The sequence below is a fragment of the Cupriavidus sp. MPR-AND1C genome, assembly GCF_058809705.1.
This window is the reverse complement of the sequence record NZ_JBXASU010000062.1, coordinates 1-18,328: the sequence shown is the minus strand read 5'-3', so window position 1 is coordinate 18,328 and position 18,328 is coordinate 1. Positions and strand designations below refer to the sequence as shown.

General features: G+C 63.1%; 19 protein-coding genes. 4 read left to right on the top strand and 15 right to left on the bottom strand.

The features are described from left to right. Positions 1-40: 40 nt before the first annotated feature. Positions 41-634, top strand: a complete 594-nt coding sequence (locus AC1RWI_RS26695; RefSeq protein WP_043355795.1) for a hypothetical protein — start codon at positions 41-43, stop codon at positions 632-634. 36 nt (positions 635-670) lie between these two features. On the opposite strand, the gene AC1RWI_RS26690 is transcribed toward AC1RWI_RS26695, so the two are convergent. The 4 genes from AC1RWI_RS26690 to AC1RWI_RS26675 form a co-directional block, all read right to left on the bottom strand. Beyond that, on the bottom strand, positions 671-1,231 hold the full coding sequence (locus AC1RWI_RS26690) for a TetR/AcrR family transcriptional regulator (RefSeq protein ID WP_492869813.1): 561 nt from the start codon (positions 1,229-1,231) through the stop codon (positions 671-673). A 194-nt stretch (positions 1,232-1,425) separates the two neighbouring features. Beyond that, positions 1,426-1,905: a nuclear transport factor 2 family protein gene (locus tag AC1RWI_RS26685; RefSeq protein ID WP_043355798.1), complete on the bottom strand. Its 480-nt coding sequence runs from the start codon at positions 1,903-1,905 to the stop codon at positions 1,426-1,428. A 200-nt stretch (positions 1,906-2,105) separates the two neighbouring features. Continuing rightward, positions 2,106-2,726 (bottom strand): flavin reductase family protein, encoded by a 621-nt coding sequence (locus AC1RWI_RS26680; RefSeq protein WP_174425016.1) that lies wholly within the window; start codon positions 2,724-2,726, stop codon positions 2,106-2,108. Positions 2,727-2,877: 151 nt separating this feature from the next. Beyond that, positions 2,878-3,561 carry a GntR family transcriptional regulator gene (locus tag AC1RWI_RS26675; RefSeq protein WP_043355802.1) on the bottom strand — a complete coding sequence of 228 codons (684 nt, stop codon included), beginning with the start codon at positions 3,559-3,561 and terminating at the stop codon, positions 2,878-2,880. 73 nt (positions 3,562-3,634) lie between these two features. Between AC1RWI_RS26675 and AC1RWI_RS26670 the strand changes: the two genes are divergently transcribed. The 3 genes from AC1RWI_RS26670 to AC1RWI_RS26660 all read left to right on the top strand — a co-directional run bounded on the left by AC1RWI_RS26670 (position 3,635) and on the right by AC1RWI_RS26660 (position 6,732). Then, entirely contained in the window at positions 3,635-4,399 is a 765-nt protein-coding gene (locus AC1RWI_RS26670; RefSeq protein WP_043355804.1) for an enoyl-CoA hydratase/isomerase family protein, read from the top strand. Between the two features lie 117 nt (positions 4,400-4,516). Further along, positions 4,517-5,494, top strand: coding sequence for a Bug family tripartite tricarboxylate transporter substrate binding protein (locus tag AC1RWI_RS26665; RefSeq protein ID WP_052495103.1), 978 nt, complete (start codon positions 4,517-4,519; stop codon positions 5,492-5,494). 62 nt (positions 5,495-5,556) lie between these two features. Further along, positions 5,557-6,732, top strand: coding sequence for a CaiB/BaiF CoA transferase family protein (locus AC1RWI_RS26660; protein ID WP_492869812.1), 1,176 nt, complete (start codon positions 5,557-5,559; stop codon positions 6,730-6,732). A 22-nt stretch (positions 6,733-6,754) separates the two neighbouring features. Here AC1RWI_RS26660 and tssJ read toward each other — a convergent pair whose 3' ends face one another. The 11 genes from tssJ to AC1RWI_RS26605 form a co-directional block, all read right to left on the bottom strand. Then, positions 6,755-7,333: a type VI secretion system lipoprotein TssJ gene (gene tssJ / locus AC1RWI_RS26655; protein ID WP_492869811.1), complete on the bottom strand. Its 579-nt coding sequence runs from the start codon at positions 7,331-7,333 to the stop codon at positions 6,755-6,757. Further along, positions 7,333-9,147, bottom strand: a complete 1,815-nt coding sequence (gene tssF, locus AC1RWI_RS26650) for a type VI secretion system baseplate subunit TssF (RefSeq protein WP_492869810.1) — start codon at positions 9,145-9,147, stop codon at positions 7,333-7,335. Before tssF ends, tssJ begins: the two co-directional genes overlap by 1 nt. Then, positions 9,144-12,743, bottom strand: a complete 3,600-nt coding sequence (locus tag AC1RWI_RS26645) for an ImcF-related family protein (protein WP_492869809.1) — start codon at positions 12,741-12,743, stop codon at positions 9,144-9,146. The genes tssF and AC1RWI_RS26645 overlap by 4 nt, the downstream gene beginning before the upstream one ends. Then, positions 12,724-14,142 carry a hypothetical protein gene (locus AC1RWI_RS26640; protein ID WP_492869808.1) on the bottom strand — a complete coding sequence of 473 codons (1,419 nt, stop codon included), beginning with the start codon at positions 14,140-14,142 and terminating at the stop codon, positions 12,724-12,726. The genes AC1RWI_RS26645 and AC1RWI_RS26640 overlap by 20 nt, the downstream gene beginning before the upstream one ends. After that, positions 14,094-14,354 (bottom strand): PAAR domain-containing protein, encoded by a 261-nt coding sequence (locus tag AC1RWI_RS26635; protein WP_492869807.1) that lies wholly within the window; start codon positions 14,352-14,354, stop codon positions 14,094-14,096. The genes AC1RWI_RS26640 and AC1RWI_RS26635 overlap by 49 nt, the downstream gene beginning before the upstream one ends. 117 nt (positions 14,355-14,471) lie before the next feature. Beyond that, positions 14,472-15,170, bottom strand: a complete 699-nt coding sequence (locus AC1RWI_RS26630; protein WP_492869806.1) for a hypothetical protein — start codon at positions 15,168-15,170, stop codon at positions 14,472-14,474. A gap of 221 nt (positions 15,171-15,391) precedes the next feature. After that, positions 15,392-16,087 carry a hypothetical protein gene (locus AC1RWI_RS26625; RefSeq protein ID WP_492869805.1) on the bottom strand — a complete coding sequence of 232 codons (696 nt, stop codon included), beginning with the start codon at positions 16,085-16,087 and terminating at the stop codon, positions 15,392-15,394. Positions 16,088-16,212: 125 nt separating this feature from the next. Then, a complete protein-coding gene (locus AC1RWI_RS26620) occupies positions 16,213-16,908 on the bottom strand; it encodes a hypothetical protein (protein ID WP_492869804.1) in 696 nt (231 codons plus the stop codon). A gap of 124 nt (positions 16,909-17,032) precedes the next feature. Continuing rightward, on the bottom strand, positions 17,033-17,728 hold the full coding sequence (locus tag AC1RWI_RS26615) for a hypothetical protein (protein WP_492869803.1): 696 nt from the start codon (positions 17,726-17,728) through the stop codon (positions 17,033-17,035). After that, positions 17,725-17,919: a hypothetical protein gene (locus tag AC1RWI_RS26610; RefSeq protein WP_492869802.1), complete on the bottom strand. Its 195-nt coding sequence runs from the start codon at positions 17,917-17,919 to the stop codon at positions 17,725-17,727. Before AC1RWI_RS26610 ends, AC1RWI_RS26615 begins: the two co-directional genes overlap by 4 nt. A gap of 200 nt (positions 17,920-18,119) precedes the next feature. Then, positions 18,120-18,328: hypothetical protein (locus AC1RWI_RS26605; RefSeq protein WP_492869801.1), on the bottom strand; the 209-nt coding region annotated here is incomplete at its 5' end.

Sequence of the window (18,328 nt, the reverse complement as noted above, 5' to 3'; positions counted from 1 at the left end):
CGGCGGCAGGCCTTAAAATCTCTCTCATGTTCGTTTCGAGATGTCGAATCTCGCCAAAACCATGATGAAGAAGCGCCCCCTCCTCGCCGCCCTCCTGTTCGCGTCGATCGCCGCCCAGGCACAACCACCCGGCAAGGACGCGGCCCCCCTCGGCCTTGAGCTTGGCAAGACCAAGTGCGCGCGGATGACGCCCGGCCCGAATCGCGTCAAGACAGGCACCACGCCGTGGGCCGGCGGGGACACGGTGGAGCTCAAGCACCTTGAACGTTTCAATCTGCCGGGCCTGACCCGCGCGATCGTGAACTGCGACGCGGGCGACGCGGTGGCGCTCGTCACGCTGACGTTCGATCGGTCCGTGCTGGATGACGTCAGCAAGAAGCTCGACGCCCGCTACGAGTCCAAGCGCAAGACCGAGCCCGGTGCCGAGAACGGCTACGCCGCGTGGGAGGCAGCTAACGGCAGCCTCGAGATGCTCTACGCGCGCGACAGCAAGCAGTTCACCCTGGCATATTGGGCCAAGGGCGCCAAGGCCAGGTACTTCGCCTACAGCGGAACGAACGACAAGAAGCCCGCCGCGCCAGCACAGTCAACTCAGCCAGCGCAGGCACCCCAGACACAGCCTGCGCCGCTGTAACAGCCGCCCCGAGATGGGCTTTACGCCCCCCCGCCCTCAACGCACTTGCTGCAACCGGCGCAGCAAGCGCCGTCCTGCATCGACCACGCCCGGATCGGCCGTCATCTGGTACCGCACGATCATGCCCTCCACGCAGAGCATTGCCTCTTCGGCAATGGCATCGGGCTCCGGCAGGCCAAGCCGCCTGGCCAGCGAAGCGATAAAGGCCGCCAGTTCCGCCTTGTGCGCCACGGATTGCGCCACCTGAGTGCCTTCGCCGGAAGCGCCCGCCTCCGCCACCGCATTGATAAACGCGCAACCGCGAAAATCCTCGTCGGAAAACCAGTCGGCCAGCGCTTGCGCGATGACCTCCAGTCCGGGGCTGGCGGCAAAGCGGGCTTCCACGTCCTGCTCGAACCAGCGCATCCAGCTCTCGTGGCGCCGGTCGAGGAAGGCCGCGATCAGTTCGTTCTTTGAGGCGAAATGCCGGTACAGGGACATCTTGGCCACGCCGGACTCGGCGATGATCTTGTCGATGCCGGTCGCGCGCAGCCCGTCCTGGTAGAACAGGCGGGCTGCGGTATCCAGGATGCGCTCGCGGGCGGAAGGCGTGGCCATGGCTGAAGTGTTCCTTGCTGCAAAAAGTGGGGCGATTATCCCTGATCGGGCCATGCGGACTAAGAGGCTGTTTCAAAATGAAGCGAAGCGGTTCTGGCTAGGCGCGCGGCCGCAGACAGTACAACTGGTACGGCAAGGCCGCGCAACGACGCCAGAATCTTTTTGAAATGGCCTCTAAGAGGTTGAAATGGCCTCTAAAGGCCAAGATCGCTCAGGCTGGCGTGGTCGTCCGGCCGGCGCCCCAGGGGCCAGAAGAACTTGCGCTCGGACGCCTTGATCGGCGCATCGTTGATGCACGCAAAGCGCCGCTGCATCAGGCCGGCTTCGTTGAACTCCCAGTTCTCGTTGCCGTAGGAGCGATACCAGTTGCCCGAATCGTCATGCCACTCGTACGCAAACCGTACCGCGATGCGGTTGCCGTCGAAAGCCCACAGTTCCTTGATCAGGCGGTAGTCCAGCTCCTTCTGCCACTTTCGCGCCAGGAAGCCGACGATGGCCTCGCGCCCGTTCACGAACTCCGCGCGGTTGCGCCACGCGCTGTCGACGGTGTAGGCAAGCGCCACACGCTCGGGGTCGCGGCTGTTCCAGCCGTCTTCGGCGCCGCGTACTTTCTGGATGGCGGTTTCACGGGTGAACGGGGGCACGGGCGGGCGGATTTCGGGGTTGGACGGCATCGACTTCTCCTGGCTGTGACAGCAATGCATTGAAAAAAGGCGGCCTGCAGCGCATTCGGCGAATCCATAATGATACAGACCTGTCTACATTATTTTAGTAGACAGGTCTGTCTGTCAAGGAAAATCTGCAGGCGTGAAAAAACCGGCAATCCGCCGGCCTGGAATCCGCCATCGACGCCGAGAAGGCGTCGAGGAAGCGCTCAGCGCGGGCGCCGCATGCGGAACAGCGCCTCGGGCCCGATCTCGAAGTAGTCGGCCGGCCCGCCGCCGCGCAGGATCGGCCGGGCCGCGGCAGTGTCATAGATGCCGTCCTTCAACAGCGCCTTGTCCACGTGCACGCCGACCACCTCGCCCAGCACCAGCCAGGTCGGCACCTGATGGCCATCGACGCCCTCGAGCTGGATCAGCTGGGTGAGCTTGCACTCGAACGAGACCGGGCTTTGCGCCACCCGCGGCACCGCGACCAGGCGCGACGCTACCGGCGTGAGTCCTGCCAGCTCGAACTCGTCGACCTCCGGCGGCACGGCCGCGCAGCTCGCGTTCATGGCGTCGGCCAGCGGCCGCGTGGCCAGGTTCCAGCAGAACTCGCGGGTCTGCTCGATATTGCGCACGCTGTCCTTGTAGCCAATGCTGGAAAAACCCACGATGGGCGGCGTGTAGTTGAAGGCGTTGAAGAAGCTATAGGGCGCGAGATTGACGATCCCATCGCCAGCTCGCGACGAAATCCAGCCGATCGGGCGCGGCCCGACGATGGCGTTGAAGGGATCATGCGGCAGGCCATGCCCGTTGGCGGGCTCGTAGAAATAGGGTTCGGCGGACACGAAGCGGGAGACTCGGGAAAACAGCGTTGAGAAGCGGAGGCAGCGCCGCCGCCCCCTTGACCAGATGTTACCGGGCACCCCTGGGCGCCAGACAAGCCGTCTGCGATGCTACCAGTTGGCGCGCCAGCGCGTTCGGTGCGGCGTGGTTGGCTCAGCGCCCTCCCGCGGCGGCGGCCGGCTCGTCATAAGCGTCCTGCGCCAGCAGCACCAGATCGGCGACGGCCTTGCCACCCGCCGAAAGATGGGCGCGCATCGCGGCGGCCGCCGCGTCCGCGTCGCCCGCCAGCACCGCCGCCACGATCACGCCATGCTCCTGGAAGGAACTCGGCACGCGAGCGGGGTTGATGAGTCCGCGATGGCGCCAGTAGATCGCCAGCCGCCGCCGCAGCATGCGAATCTGCTCAGCCAGATACGGGTTGGCTGTCGCCTGATAGAGCACGTCGTGGAAATCACGGTTGGCGTCCACATAGCCCGGCGTATCGGCCGCCTCCACAAAGGCCCGGCCATGCTCGAACGCCAACGACAGCGCCGCCCTGCCCGCCTCGCTAATGCGCTGCGTTGCCAGCCGGGCCACCACGCCCTCCATCTCAGCCAGCGTCTCGAACATTGCCACCAGTTCGGCCACGGTTGGCTTGTGCACGAAGATCCCCGCGCGCGGCACGATCGTCACCAGGCCTTGCGCCGCCAGCATCAGCAATGCCTCCCGCACCGGCGTGCGCGAACTGTCGAATTGCTCGGCCAGCGCACGCTCGTCCAGCTGCGATCCGGGCTTCAGCTTGCCGGCGTGAATCTCTTCCTCAATCGCCTCCCGGATCCGGTCCTGGAGTGACTGCACGGGTAAACCTCGATTTGATGCTTCCTTTGGCATATCTAAAATCCATCTCAATATATCTAAATATCAATCTTATATGCAAATACACGGCGAACCCCGGCTCAGCATCGATGGAAGCGTTGCAACCATCACCTTTGAACGCCCCGAAGTGGCGAATCGGCTAAGTCCGCGTGATTTGCTGGTACTTCGCGAGCATATCAACTCCATCAATGCGATGGAGCGTGTTTTGGTTCTGCGCTTCACCGGTACCGGCAAGTATTTCTGCAGCGGCTACGACATCGGCGCGCTGGCTAACGCTGACGAGGCGGGGGCGCCGGCCTTCGGCGAGATGATCGACCTGATCGAAGCCGCTCGCCCGGTCACCATCGCGGCGGTCAATGGCGGCGTCTATGGCGGCGCCACGGATCTGTGCCTGGCCTGCGACTTCCGCGTGGGCGTGCCCCACTGCGACATGTTCATGCCAGCGGCCAGGCTCGGCCTGCATTTCTACCGGGGCGGGCTGGAGCGCTATGTCAGCCGGCTGGGCGTGGACACCGCCAAGCGCCTCTTCCTGACGGCTGACCGGCTCGATGCGAATGAAATGCTCAAGGTGGGCTTCCTGACCGAGATCGTCGCGGCCGACACCCTGGCGCAGCGTGTCGATGCGCTCAGCGCCACGCTCGCCGGCATGGCGCCCATTGCCCTGCTGGGCATGAAGCAGGCCCTGAACCAGATCGCGCGCGGCGCGCTGGACACGGCCGCGCTGGAACGCGAGATCGCGCGGGCCGGAGCGTCGGCGGATTTGTGCGAGGGCGCAGCCGCCTGGCGCGAGAAACGCGCCGCGGTATTCACCGGCAGGTAGGCGCGCCGCGCAAAGCAGAAAGCGGAAGACAGAAGACAGAAGACAGAAGACAGAAGACAGAAGACAGAAGACAGAAGACTGAACACGGTACGCAAGAAACAAAACCCGGAGACAACGATGACAAAGCGGCACCCCACCCTGCTGTTCCTGCTAGCATCCGCATCCGCTCTGGCCGGCCCCGCGCTGGCGGCGGACGCCTTCCCGATCAAGCCGATCCGCGTGGTGATCGGCTTTCCCGCTGGCGGCGGCGCCGACAACGTGGCGCGGCTGTATGGCGACGCGCTCTCCAAGGAACTCGGGCAGCCGGTTATCGTCGACAACAAGCCTGGCGCGGGCACCACCATTGCCGCCGAGACCGTGGCCAAGGCGCCGGCCGATGGCTACACGCTGTATATCGCCTCGGCCAGCCTGATGGGCGGCGACAAGGTGCTCTACAAGAACATCCGCTACGAGCCCACGGACTTTGCGCCCATCACGCGGCTGACCGTCTCGCCGCTGCTGCTGGCGGCCAACAAGGAATCCGGCATCACCAGCGTGGCCAGCCTGCTGGCAAAAGCCCGCCAGCACCCCGGCGCGCTCAACTACTCGTCCTCCGGCAACGGCGTGATCACGCACCTGGCCGGCGTGCAGTTCACCAGGCTGGCCGGCGTGCAGCTTACCCACGTGCCCTACAAGGGCGGCGCGCCGTCCGCGCAGGCGGTGGCCGCCGGCGATGCGCAATTCACCTTTGCCACGCCAGCTTCCGTGCAGGCCATGATCGATACCGGCAAGGTGGTCGGCATTGCCGTCACCTCCGCCAAGCGCTCTTCCGTGCTGCCGAACTATCCGACCGTCGCCGAAGCCGGCATCAAAGGCTACGACGTGACCAACTGGTATGGCCTGTTTGCCCCGGCGCAAACGCCGCCCGCCGTGATCGAGAAGCTCTTCGCCGCTTCCGCCAGGGCACTGGCCAAGCCGGAATTGCGGGCCAGGCTGGCCAGCCGCGGCGAGGAAGTCTCGCCGTCCGCATCGCCCGCGGAGTTCCGGCAGTTCGCGCAGCGCGAAGGCAAGACCGTGGCAGACCTGACGCTGAGCAGCGGCGCCAGGATCGACTGAGCCGCACGCCCTTCCCGCACTCGTTCGATGTACCCGGGGCCTCCCGGCCCAAAAGGATTTCCATGAATCGCAATGCCGCAAACCTCCCGCTCGCGGGCTTTACCGTGGTAGACCTGACCCGTGTGCTGGCCGGTCCCTACTGCACCATGATGCTGGCCGACCTCGGCGCGCGCGTGATCAAGATCGAGAACCCCGCGGGCGGTGACGACTCCCGGCATGTCGGCCCGTTCGTGGATGGCGAGTCGGCGTACTTCGCCTCGGTCAACCGCAACAAGGAATCCATCGCGCTCGACCTGAAATCCCCGCGCGACCGTGAAGTGCTGGCGGCGATGATCGCCGGCGCCGATGTGCTGGTGGAAAACTTCCGTGCCGGCGTGATGGAAAAACTCGGCTTTACATGGGAAGCCTTGCACGCCGCCAATCCGCGCCTGGTCTATGCCTCGATCTCCGGCTTCGGCCAGACCGGCCCCTACCGCGACCGGCCCGCCTACGACATGGTGGTGCAGGCAATGGGCGGCCTGATGAGCGTGACCGGCCAGACCGGCGGCGACCCGGTGCGGGTCGGCGTGTCCATCGGCGACCTTGGCGCGGGACTCTATGCCGCCATTGGCATTCAGTCCGCGCTGCTCAAGCGCAGCCGCACAGGGCTTGGCGAACGCGTCGATATCGGCATGCTCGATTGCCAGGTCGCGCTGCTGGAAAACGCCATCGCGCGGCACTCCGCCACCGGCGCCGTGCCCGCGCCGCTGGGCACGCGCCATCCCTCCATCACGCCGTTCGACATGTTCAAGACCGCTGACGGCTTCATCGTGATTGCAGCGGGCAACGACACCTTGTTCCAGAAACTCTGCGCCGCGCTCAGCCTGCCGGAGCTGGCGGCCGACCCGCGCTTTGCCACCGTGGTGGCGCGCAACCAGCACCACGCCGAACTCAAGACTGGCATGGAAGCGCGCCTGGCTGATGCGGACAGCGCCACCTGGTCGGCCACGCTGGAAGCCGCCGGCGTGCCGCACGGCCCGCTGCAAAGCGTGGCCGACATCGTGCAGGACCCGCACGTGCAAGCGCGCGGCATGCTGCTGCAAGCCAGCATCGGCGAAGACCGCCCGATCACCCTGGCCGGCAACCCGATCAAGATCGGCGGCCAGGCAGGCGCGAGCCACTTCCGGCGCTCGCCCGGGCTGGACGAGCATCGCGCAAGCCTGCTGGAGGAGTTTGGCCAGCATGTCGAGGCAGGCTGAAACCGGATCAGCTTCGAAGCGTTCAATGTCTTGGCTCCAGTTCGAGCCGGTTGTCCGTGACGGTGAGCTTCACCGGATCGCCCTTCTTCCATCGCGCCTTCGGAATCACCAGTTGCCATTCGGCGCCCGACTGCTCACGGAAAAACGCCACGACGCCGACGTATTGCGCATCATCAGCCATCGGCTCGGACAGCCCGACCATTGCGGTGGGGCCAAGCGTTGCTTCCGTGCTGCCGAGGATATCCGTTTTCAGGGGGTCGCCGGCACCTGCGAGCAGTTGCGCGTAGGTGGCCGTCTCGAACGCCTTGGCGTCCTTCAACTGGTAGATACGCACCACGACCGGCAACGACACGCCACGCTCATCCTGGTTAAGCGCGCCGCGGCTCACGATCTCGAGGTTCATCTGCTTGACCTTCGCGACGAAAACCGCACTCGCCGCCTCCACCGTCGTGTCCTTGACCGACTGCCAGGCACCGCAACCGGCTAGCAGCGCGACCATCCCCGCCAGCCCCAGCGAAACCGCGGATCGCCGCACCCGTCGCAATGTCACGTGCGTCAGGTACGTCCCATGCGTCACGTGCACCCTGTGTTTCACTGCCATCAGAACTCCGAGCCGGTGAATTCGGTGGCGGGATACGCCGTCTCCTTGCCGTTCGCGACCAGCACGAGCCGCACCGAATAGCGATGACTGGCGTAGCGCCCCACGAACCGGCTCAGCACGTCCCCAAACAGCACCACGTCGCCTGGGCCAGCGAAGGCCGCCGGATCAATCTCCACATGAATGGCGAACTGCCGCAGCATGCGACCTTTGCGCACGACGCCCTGTTGGTCGATCCCGACGCGCCGGATCGCCGCGATGCGCTTCGCGTTGTCGTCCAGCCCGGTCCAGTCGTACAGCGCAAGCACGCCGCGCAGCACATCCGTGTCCAGTGTGTCGAACTCGTGACCGGAGAAGTGCGACATGACCTGCCACCCGTATTGCCCGCCGCTCGGCGGATAGAGCGGCAGCGTGGGTTGCGTCAGGTTGCGAACGCTGCCGACGTCCCCCGCGCTCGATGCAAGCGTGGTGATCGTCGACTCGCGCAGCGCCGTGCGCGGCAACGTGCCGTTGTTCGCCAGCACGCGCACTTTCACGTGCTTATCGGGCGGCCTGGCGGGGACGTCCCCGACGTTGTCCCCGACGCTATCCCATACATTGCCACCCAACGTGATCCACATCTGGCGGCCACCGGTCACACCAAAGCCCAGCGACGCATGGAAGTAGCGTTCGGGCGCCTCGTGCCGCAGCATGCCACCGCGGTGGCGGAACGTCTTGAAGGGCCGGTAGTCGTGCTGCTCCGCGCTGTTCAGGTCGGTAGCGGCAACCGACAGCGCATCGTAAGGCTCTATGTGCGCGCCGTCGGCGTCCGGCGCGCGCACCAGGTATTCGCGATCATGCGCGTTGGGCTGCAGCGGCTGCGCATCGATCTCGAACAGGTTGATCACCGGTGTGCAGAAGAGCCGGAGGCTGCTGGCGCCAAACGCGACGCCGCCGGCGAGCGGCCCGTTGAGCAGGACCTCGAATTCGATACGTGTCTCGCCCGCAGGCACGCTCGCCGCATCGAAGCCGCACAGGTCCACGAAATGGAATTTCTCGGGGAACGTGAAGTACTCGAGCATCGTCTGCTCGCGATCCAGTTCCAGGGCGCGCGGCTCGTTGTCAGACGGCCAGAGCCGCGTCCCGGGACCGAAGCCCGCCGCTTCGATCGTCATGCGCGGCAGCGGCTGCGGGCGCCCATCATGGATGCGCGCCATGCGCACCGCAATCGCATCGACCTGGCGCGTCAACGCCGCATACAACGCCGAGGCGGTCGGCCGGTCGCCATGCAGGTACAAGCGGATGCGCGCCAGGTCACCAAGCGGACGCTGGTCGAAATGCAGCAGTTTGAACGCGATGCGGATCACCGTGCGGCCGTCGGCGCGCACCGCGGGGCCTGCCTCCACCAGCTCAAGCGGCAGCAGGCGCACAGGCTGGGTGGTGCGGTACGCGCATACGGTGCCCTCGGGGCCGACCGGGCTGGAGCGCACCTGAGTGCCCGCTGGCAGCGTGCCGAGCACGCGTGCCTCGCCCGCGCGCGGCACGCATTCCAGGATCGCCAGCGACGGAATCGTGCGCCCGGCGTGCGGCCACAGGTTGTCGATCAGCGGGTCGGTGATCTCGGGCAGCGCGTCATCGAGCTTGGCGCGCATCCGCGCCATCAGGAACGCAAAGCCCTGGTAGAGCTGCTCCACGCTAGCCTCGCGCTCGCCCAGGCCCGTCAGGCCCAGCCGGCGCGCCGCATCGGGATGCGCCGCGGCGAACTCCTTGCTCGCCTCGCGCAGATAGCGCATCTCCGCGTCGTAATATTTCAGCAGCAGATTGTCTTCGTCACTCATGGTGTCATCTCCGGTCGCAAAGGAGGCAGAACCGGCGCCGTCCCGGCCTTGCCGACGATAAAGATGCGCTCTGGCATCCTGAAGCCACGCAGCTTGAGCAGATCCAGCGGACCCGCGCCCACCTGCGTGCGCAGCACGTAGCGCAGCGGCTCGCCGTGCACATCCTTGTCCAACGCCTTCCACGTGAGTGCATAGCGCGTGCTGTCGAGCGGCGTGACATCGGCCTGCGCCAGCAGACGCAGGAAAGCCCAGTCGCCAGTCGATGTGAACGCCTGGCGCGTGCCGGCGTTGATCGTCTGCCACGTCAGGCCCGCGTGGCCGTTCAGGCCATCGCCGGGCCACGCGAGCGGCGTATACGCTTCGCTCTGATTGAAGTAGACGATCTGCTTGCCGTCGACGGACAGCGTCGAGCGCGTTACGTCCGGCGTTGGCAATGCCATCATCTCGAAACGGTATCCCGCGTCGCCCTGCACGTACATCTGGGCGCCAAGCGTGGACAGTTGCCGGATCGCGGCGAGGAACGCCGGATCGAACTGCAACGCCTGCGGCGCCAGTTCGTTGGGCACCCACTGGTCGCCTTGCGGCTTGAGCACGCCGGCTAGCTGCGTCGTGATGAAACGCGCGATCAGTCCCGTGTCGGGACGCGCATAGCGCCCCAGTTCGGCGAACGACGCATCGGCATTCGTATCGAAGAACGGATAGCGGCCACTGAAGGTGGTCGTAAACGGTGCAGCGACGCTCGCGCGCCACGCTTCGTTCAGGCTCGCGGCGGCCGGGTGCAGGATGGTCTGCCAGGCCGTGTCGAGCGGTCGCGCAAACAGCGCGTCGCCAAAGCCGGACCATTGCGTGCCCAGGCTCGCGGCGGTGAGCGCAGCGTCATCCTTTGCCTGCGCGAGCTCCGAGAGCTTTCCCTGGAACACGGCCTGCGCAAGCGAGCGGGCCATCGCCTGCGCATCGGGACTCGCCGCCACCTGCTGGAGCTTCAGGCGCATCGTGGCGGCGACGGTCAGGTAGCGCGCGAGGCTCACCCCGCTCAGCGTCGTGGTGGCGCTGGCGGCATTCCCGCCGTGACCTGCGCCGCTGCCAGCGCTGGTGCTGCCGCCACCGTCGCCCATCAGCGCAAGCAACGGCCCGAATGGCTTGTCCAGAGGATGGATGACGGGGGCCTGGGCTTGGGCCCTGTCGTCGCTGCCGATCAGGCTTTGCGCCTTGCGCACCAACGTGTCGGTCAGCGCCTGCGACGGACGACCCGCCTGCGCCTGATACTGCATGGACCGCATCAGCGCGACCAGCGGTGACGTCTGCCCGTCCGTCAGCCGGGTGAGCTGGTCGATCGCATCGTTCAGGTTCGCCGCCGGCTGCCACTGGATGCTGTTGAGCATGCCCTGCCATGCGGCCGTGTATTCCGCGAAATAGCGCTGGGTCAGCCGCGCCTTGAGATCGTCGGTGGCGTGTTGTTCAGGCAGTGCGCCAGCCGTCACGGCTGCCTGCGCGACGGCCGCGTCCGCTGACTGCGCCGGACCACCCTCCGACAGCACCCAGTCGCCATGCACGCGCCGTTCGCTAGCGGCCTTGTCGATCGACTCGGCAAGCATGCCGTCCCACGCTGCGCGCGTGAAGACGCCCGGCACCGTGCGCGTCGTGGTGAAGAGCCCACGCGCGTCCGTGCCGTTGAGCAGCGTCGCGAGCGATCCATCCGCGTACTTGCCCCACGCGTCATCCAGCACGTTCTGGTAGATGGCGTCGTCGGCGTTAGCCAGGCCGATCTGGTTGACGAGTGTGTTGCGCGCCTGCGCCACGATGGCGCCGGACGCGCTGATGCGCCATTCCGGGTGCGCGCCCAGGTGGGCCGCGTAGAAGCCGGCGAGCCGCTGCGACGTGTCCAGCCACTCGCCGGCCGGCATCACAGCCGGTGCCGGCCACGCGGAGACGATCAGCTCCGTCAGGAACGCGGGATCGGTGCGGCGCGGCTCGGCCAGCATCAGGTACCCCTTGAGCGCGTCATAGCCGCGCCGCTGCGCGTCGTGGCTCTGCAGCGCATCGGCGCGAGTCTGCGCGAGATCCGTGAGCGTGGCCCCCAGGGTCTGCACGACCGGGCGCTGCAGGTTGCGCTCGGCGACCGTCCTGTACGACTGCCACAGGTCATCGAGAATCGCGTCATTGCGGTTCAGGCCCGCACGCAGATGCCACGGCGCGCCATGCTCGCGCCGGTACTCCAGCATCTCGATGCGCTGCTGCAGCGCGAGTTGCGCGCGCAAGGCCGCCGGGCTGCCGGGCGCGGGCGCGACGGCTGCATCGGCGCTCGCCCGCGCCTGCCCGACGAGTCGCAGGTTGCCTGCAAACGAGATTGCCATCGCCACGCACCAGCCGATCGCTGCCACGGTGACGAGCGCGGCGAGCGCGTTCGGCCAGTAAAAACCGATGCGCCTGCCGCGCTGCCGGCGCAGGCTGCGACCGATCTCCTGCCACGTGGGCAGTAGCGAGGCCGGCTGCGCGCGCTGCGCCATGCCGGGCACGCCAGGCCCGGCCGCCTCGGCCGACGCGGCCATGGCCGGCGTCAGAACCGGTACCGCACCTGGCTGGCTCGCGGCAAACACCGGCGCGAACATCACGCCTTGCAGTGGCGCGCAAAGCCACTTCGAGGCCATCAACGCATCCCAACTGGCCACGATCCGCTCGCGTTGCCCGCCGATGTACTGCGATACCTGCGTGAGGTACGGCATGCGCGTCGGCTCGTAGCACAGTTGCACGCCAATCGTCCCCGTGTGCAGCTCGAGCGTCGTCAGCTGGTCGTTCAGCGCATTGGCAGGCCCCTGGGCCCGACGGCGGCTTGAACCCGACAGGAAGGCGCCGATGGCCTGGAACGTCTCGGGTTGGCGGCCGGTCGTCAGCACCGCATGCAGGAACGTCACGGGCGCCGCCCACCCGAAGTCGGTTGCGATGGTCGAGAGCGTGCGCCCAAGCTCGGCGTCGGGCCGGATGCCCTCACCCGTGCGTACCACCTGCACCAAGCCGTCGACCGGTCGCCGGCGTCTCAATTGCCTGACCTGTTTGCGCCACAGCCCAGCATCGATGCCATCGGGCGCCGCATGCACGAGGATGGCATCGGCGACATGCATCACACCCGCCTGCCTGAGGCCGGGGGCCACGGTATCGACCAGCGTATCGCTGCCGCTCACCAGCAGCCACGGCAGCCGGTAGCGCCAGAACCAGCCGTGCGCGGCACGCAGGTCTTCGCACAGGTACTGCAAACGCGCATCGCGCTTGAGCGCGGAGCTGGCCTTGATGGCCTCCGGCTGGCTGCCGGCTTCCCGGCGGAAAAGCCGGCCTGCCACGCTGTATGCGCCCAGCCCCAGTGCCACGGGATGCAGGATCAAGACCCCAGCCAGTACGGCGAGAATCCAGATCGAGGCCGTTTTTTTGCCGTCCAGCGTCGGCACATTGAACTGATCGCCCCTGAGCCAGACCAGACCGAGCGCGAGTGCGGCCAACGCGACCGCAGCCATCACCAGCCCCCAGGTGGCCAGGGTGCCGGATGCGCCGGAGGATGCCTCGCGCGGTGCGAGTGCCTTGAGGTTATTCGTTGGATTCGTCATGCGGCTTGGCGGGGTCGGTTGCGGGCTCGGTTGCTGGGCTCACGTAGAGGATGGCGGCCTGCGCGGTTTGTGTGTGCCCGGGCGTGTGAACGATCAGGTGCGGGCCCGCACTTGCCGACTCAACGGCGGCGGCGATCGACAGCCAGCCGCCCGCGGCACCCGCGCAACCGACGAGGCTATCGGGCCGGCGCTGCGTTTCCAGCATAGTGACGCCGCTCAGCGAAGCCCCGCCGAGCGCGGACAGCAGAGCCGTATCGTGCGAGGCATCCAGCCCGCTGATCCAGGCGGGATTGACGGCCGGGGCTTCGGCGTTGCCCCACATCACGGCGTTCGCCAGCACATCGGCGAGCGCATCCAGCCCGCCTGCAACGGGCCGGTGCAGGGTCGCCACGACCCTGACCGGCTCAGGTAGCAGAAACACACCGGGACCAAGCAGTACGGCGACGCCGCCTTCGGTACTGCCAGCGGGCGGCGCATCGTGCCACTGCGCGGCGATCACCAGCAGCGGCCGCTTCTCGCCAGCGTCGAGCCACGCGTCGGCAACGAGCAGGCCAGTGCTGGCCGGCACCGCGATGCACTCAAGCGCAGGCAACCCTGCAATCCGCAGGGCGTGGCGAACCTGTTGCACACCAATATCGGCGCCCCCGGCAGAAGCCAGCACCCGCACGGCGGGGGCGTAAAGCGCGCCGTACTGCGACAATGCATGCAGGCTTGGGCCGAGCGTGCCGAGGGTCTGGGCAAGCATCCGCACGACAGGCGCAATCTCTTCACGCGCGGGCGCAGGCGCAACGCTCGGCTGCTGCCCGGCAGCCTGCGCCATGTCTTCATCCGTCGGCGGCGCCGGCTCCTCGTCGTCCGCTTCCGCTGCCGCTTGCGCAAACAGCGGATCGTCATCCGCAAACCGGCCATGCACGATCGTTCCGGTACCAGTGCGCGGCGACTGCGCCTCCATCAAGATCCTCGTCCCGACAAGGGCAGCCGAAAGCGGCTCGCCCCTGAGCGGCAGGCAATACCCGATACCGAGCACCTGCAATGGCTGCTGCGCATGGCGCACGCGCTGACTCAGCCATTTGCGCCGGTGCATGTTCCGGTAATGCGCCCGGAACCAGATCGCCTCATATCCGGCACGCGCAATGCCAAGCGTGAAAAGGAACAAGCCATTGGGCAGGCCCACCACGCTGAACCAGAACCACGGACCGCGCGCCGGCGCGCCTGCCGGCCACAACAACAGCGCTGCCGCGCCACCAATCCCGCAGCACAACACCCAGCCGATAAGCCACGGCACAAGGCGCGGCTTGTTCGTGGGGTACGCACTCGGCAAGCCCACCGCCGACAGATCCACCGCCATCGTCAAGCGATGCTCACGTTTTGCAGCGACGAAAGCAGCCGGCAGCCGCACGCGCAGCGGTGATGGTGCATCGCGACCGCCCTGCCGCCTTTGCCGGGAAACGAGACATTGCCCTCGGCAATCGTCGTCCTCCCATGCCGCGCACAGTGCGCCTCGTCACCCTGGCACGCCAGAAGCCTGCCCATGAACATCATGTCCGACGAGGCGGTTGTTACCGAACCGCCGTTTTCCAATGCATCACCAACGCGAATGGGAGATCGCATGTTTCACTCCGTCGAAATGTGGCACATAGATTTTCCGCATAGAACAGCCACGGCAATCGGCAAATGATACGTGCTCTTTTAAATATCAATTCAGTTCACCCAACCTAACTTCTAGCGTCACTCCTCCATGAAACGGAGCGTCCCGAGCATTTCCATAAATAGGTCGTAACTGAATCCATTTTCCAGGCTAAGCTCGCGTTTGCGTAGCAGACATACGGAATCCAAATGGGCCGTCATTTTGTCGTTGCCAATCATGACTCTAATGCAGCGATAGTGTGATGTGTATCTCTTCTCTCGCACGCAACTCCCAGGCGTCTCTGCAAAGGTTTCCTCAGCAACCCATCCGCGCCAGTTCCCGCCCTTGATGGGGGTTACCCTAGTTTTTATCACTGGATCATTGCAATTTGATCTTTGCTGTGCCGCATCCTCTGACAAGGTCGGCATACGATCGCCCGGTTTTAATTGAAAAACGCTAATGCCTCTTGCTATAAAATTATGCTCGATAGCAACATCTTCGATGAAAAAATCAAAAGAATTTATTACGTTAGAATTTTCGTTAGCATTGTATCTATAATACATTTCCATGTTCGCACGGCCCTCAAATTTATATAAACCGCTACATCTAATATCAATCATATTATCATCGACGCTTTTCAAAGCCGGAACATAAAATGATATTCCACATTGCGCTTCCACCTCGGGGGAAGTGCGAATGGTTCCGATGCTGCGGAGACGAGCCGCATCGGCTGCCGATTGGGCATGGGCTAGCGAGCATAATATGATCAACCCGGATGCTGCGATGATTCGACAAATCATGGATCCTCCTCCGCTTGACACGATAGCCACCCCGCCGTTGGCAGACTCGCTCCATCACCAGGAATAAGTAGGCGTAGCCCAAACACTGCCGACGTTCCGGAAAACTACCCGCACCACCCACCGGACAAAAGCGGATCAGGGGACCAGGAGGCGAAATTGCCCGCCGACAGGTTTTTCCAAAATTGCTTGGCATAAATTCCGAATACGCCCGACTTGTGCAGTTACTCCTCCATGAAACGGAGCGTCCCAATCATTTTCATAAAAAGGTCGTAGCTGAATCCATTTTCCAGGCTGAGCTCACGCTTGCCTAGCAGACACACGCCATCTAATCGGGCCGTCATTCTTTCGTTGCCAACCATGGCATGAACGCAGCGGTAGCGTGATGTGTATTCCTTCGCCGGCCGGCAACGTCCATGCGCTTTGACGAAGGTCTCCTCAGCAATCCAGCCGTGCCAGTTTCCACCCTGAATAGGGGTTACCCGAGTTTTTATCACCGGATCATTGCAGTTTGATTTTTTGTATACTGAAATCGCCGACAAGGTCGGCATTCTACTCCCGGGTTTAAATCTGAATGTGCTGTTACCTCTAGCGGCAATCTTTTTTTTTATGCCAATCTCTTCGATAAAGAAATTAATTCTATCACCCCCACGTGGGTCGATGTCTCGATTGTATTCAAAACCCATCGCCATGACGGCATAACGAGTGTTTTTATATGAACCGGCACACTCGAACCCAATCGTCTGATTAGCGACATTTTTAAAATCTGGTGTATGCAATGACATACCACATTGCGCCTCCACTTCGGGGGAAGTACGAATGGTTCCTATGCTGCCGAGATGAGCCGCTTCGGATGCCGATTGGGCATGGGCCATCGAGCCTATGATCAGCCCGAATGCGGCGATAATGCGACAAATCATTGATCCTCCTCCGTTTTTGCGAAACAGCCCCCGCCGTAGGCTTACTCGTACCCGCCCGCAGGTATTTCCAAACATTGTCGGCAAGCTTGCTTAGCGTAAATTCTATGTACGATCGACTTATGCATTTACTCCTCCATGAAACGGAGCGTCCCAAGCATTTCCATAAATAGGTCGTAGCTGAAGCCATTTTCCAGGCTAAGCTCGCGCTTGCGCAGCAGGCAAACACCACTTGATTGGGCCGTCATTTTTTCGTTGCCAACCATGACGTGAACACAGCGGTAACGTGATGTGTACTCCTTCACTGGCTTGCAGCGTCCACGCGCTTTAGAGAAGGTTTCCTCAGCAATCCAGCCGTGCCAGTTGCTGCCCTTGATAGGGGTTACCTGAGTTTTTATCACCGGATCATTGCAGTTTGATTCTTCGTATGCCGCACCCTTTACCAGGGTCGGCAGGCTATCACCGGGTTTCAATCGAAATATACTGAAGCGTTTATCGGATAATTTTCTCTCTATACCGATCCCTTCGACGATGAAGGCAACGCTATCACCCCCACGGGGGTTGAAGTTCGGATCGTATTGAAAATCCATCTCCATGATGGAATAATCTTTGTTTTTATATGAACTTGTGCACCCGAACCCAATCACTTGATCAGAGACGCTTTTCAAAGCTGGAGTACGCAATGACATGCCACATTGCTCCTCCACTTTGGGAGAAGTACGATTGGTTCCGATGCTGCGGAGACGAGCCGCGTCGGCTGCCGATTGCGCATAGGCCATCGAGTATAGGAGCAGCCCACACGCTGCGATAATGCGACGAATCATTCATCCTCCTTCGTTTGGCGCAACAGCCCCCGCCGTAGGCTTACTCGTACCCGCCCACTGGCATTTCCAAGCATTGTCAGCAAGCTTGCTTAGCGTAAATTCCATATACGACCGACTTATGTAGTTACTCCTCCATGAAACGAATCGTCCCAAGCATTTCCATAAATAGGTCGTAGCTGAATCCATTTTCCAGGCTAAGCTCGCGCTTCCGTAGCAGACACACGCCATCTAATTGGGCGGTCATCTTATCGTTGCCAACCATGGCACGAATGCAGCGGTAGCGTGATGTGTATTCCTTCTCTGGCTTGCATCGTCCACGCGCTTTGGCAAAGGTTTCCTCAGCGACCCAGCCGTGCCAGTTGCCGCCCCGGACGGGAGTTACCTGAGTTTTTATCACGGGATCGTTGCAGTTCGACTCTTTGAATGTTGCACCCGTTTCCAGGGTCGGCAGGCTATCACCGGGTTTCTTTCGAAATATGCTATCGCCTCTAGCGGCCAATTTCTTTTCGATACCGATCTCTTCGACGACGAAGGCAACGTAATCGCCCCCGCGGGGGTCGAAGTTCGGATCGTAGCCAAAGCCCATTTCCATGACGGCATGGCCACCGTTCTTATATGAACTGGTGCAACCGAACCCGATTATTTGATCAGAGACGCTTTTCAAAGCTGGAGTACGCAATGACATGCCGCATTGCGCTTCCACTTTGGGGGAAGTACGATTGGTTCCGATGCTGCGGAGACGAGCCGCGTCGGCTGCCGATTGCGCATAGGCCATCGAGCATAAGAGCAGCCCGAATGTTGCGATAATGCGACGAATCATGGATTCCCCTCCGTTTGGCGCAACAGCCCCCCCGCTGTGGGCATGCTCTCTCCATCACCAAGAATAAAATAGGCGTAGCCGAAAAACTGCTTGCGCTCTTCAAAACCACCTGCACCACCAACCGAACTAAAGCAGGCGCGAACATCTTCGTCTCTTGAACCTATGTCCGCTTTCCGGTTAATACTAGTCATGGCCCAAAAATAACCCCCCGAATCTGCTGCCACGTCCGAGTCGGATTGAAGAAGAAGCGGGTTAGGATCGGTCGTAAAGTCCTTTGCACGAAAAATCCCATAATCCCGGTAGCCGTTACGCCACGTAAGATGGATCAGGTCGCGCCCACAGAAGCGTGGGCCATCACCAGGTTGTACGTCACCTCTCTCTACTGACCTATTTATTTGGCAAGTCTAGCTCTCAAAATTAGATCCTTATATTTTTCAATAAGATTGCTACCTGAATACGTATTTGGAGCGCAAAATTTTGTTGTCATAACGTTTTTTTTATCACCGATTGCAATTGATACGCATTTTGCATCAAGCGAATAGCCGTCGTTCTTCTTGTATCTAGGGAGCATCTGCATAAACCCAACCCACTCCCCTGTAT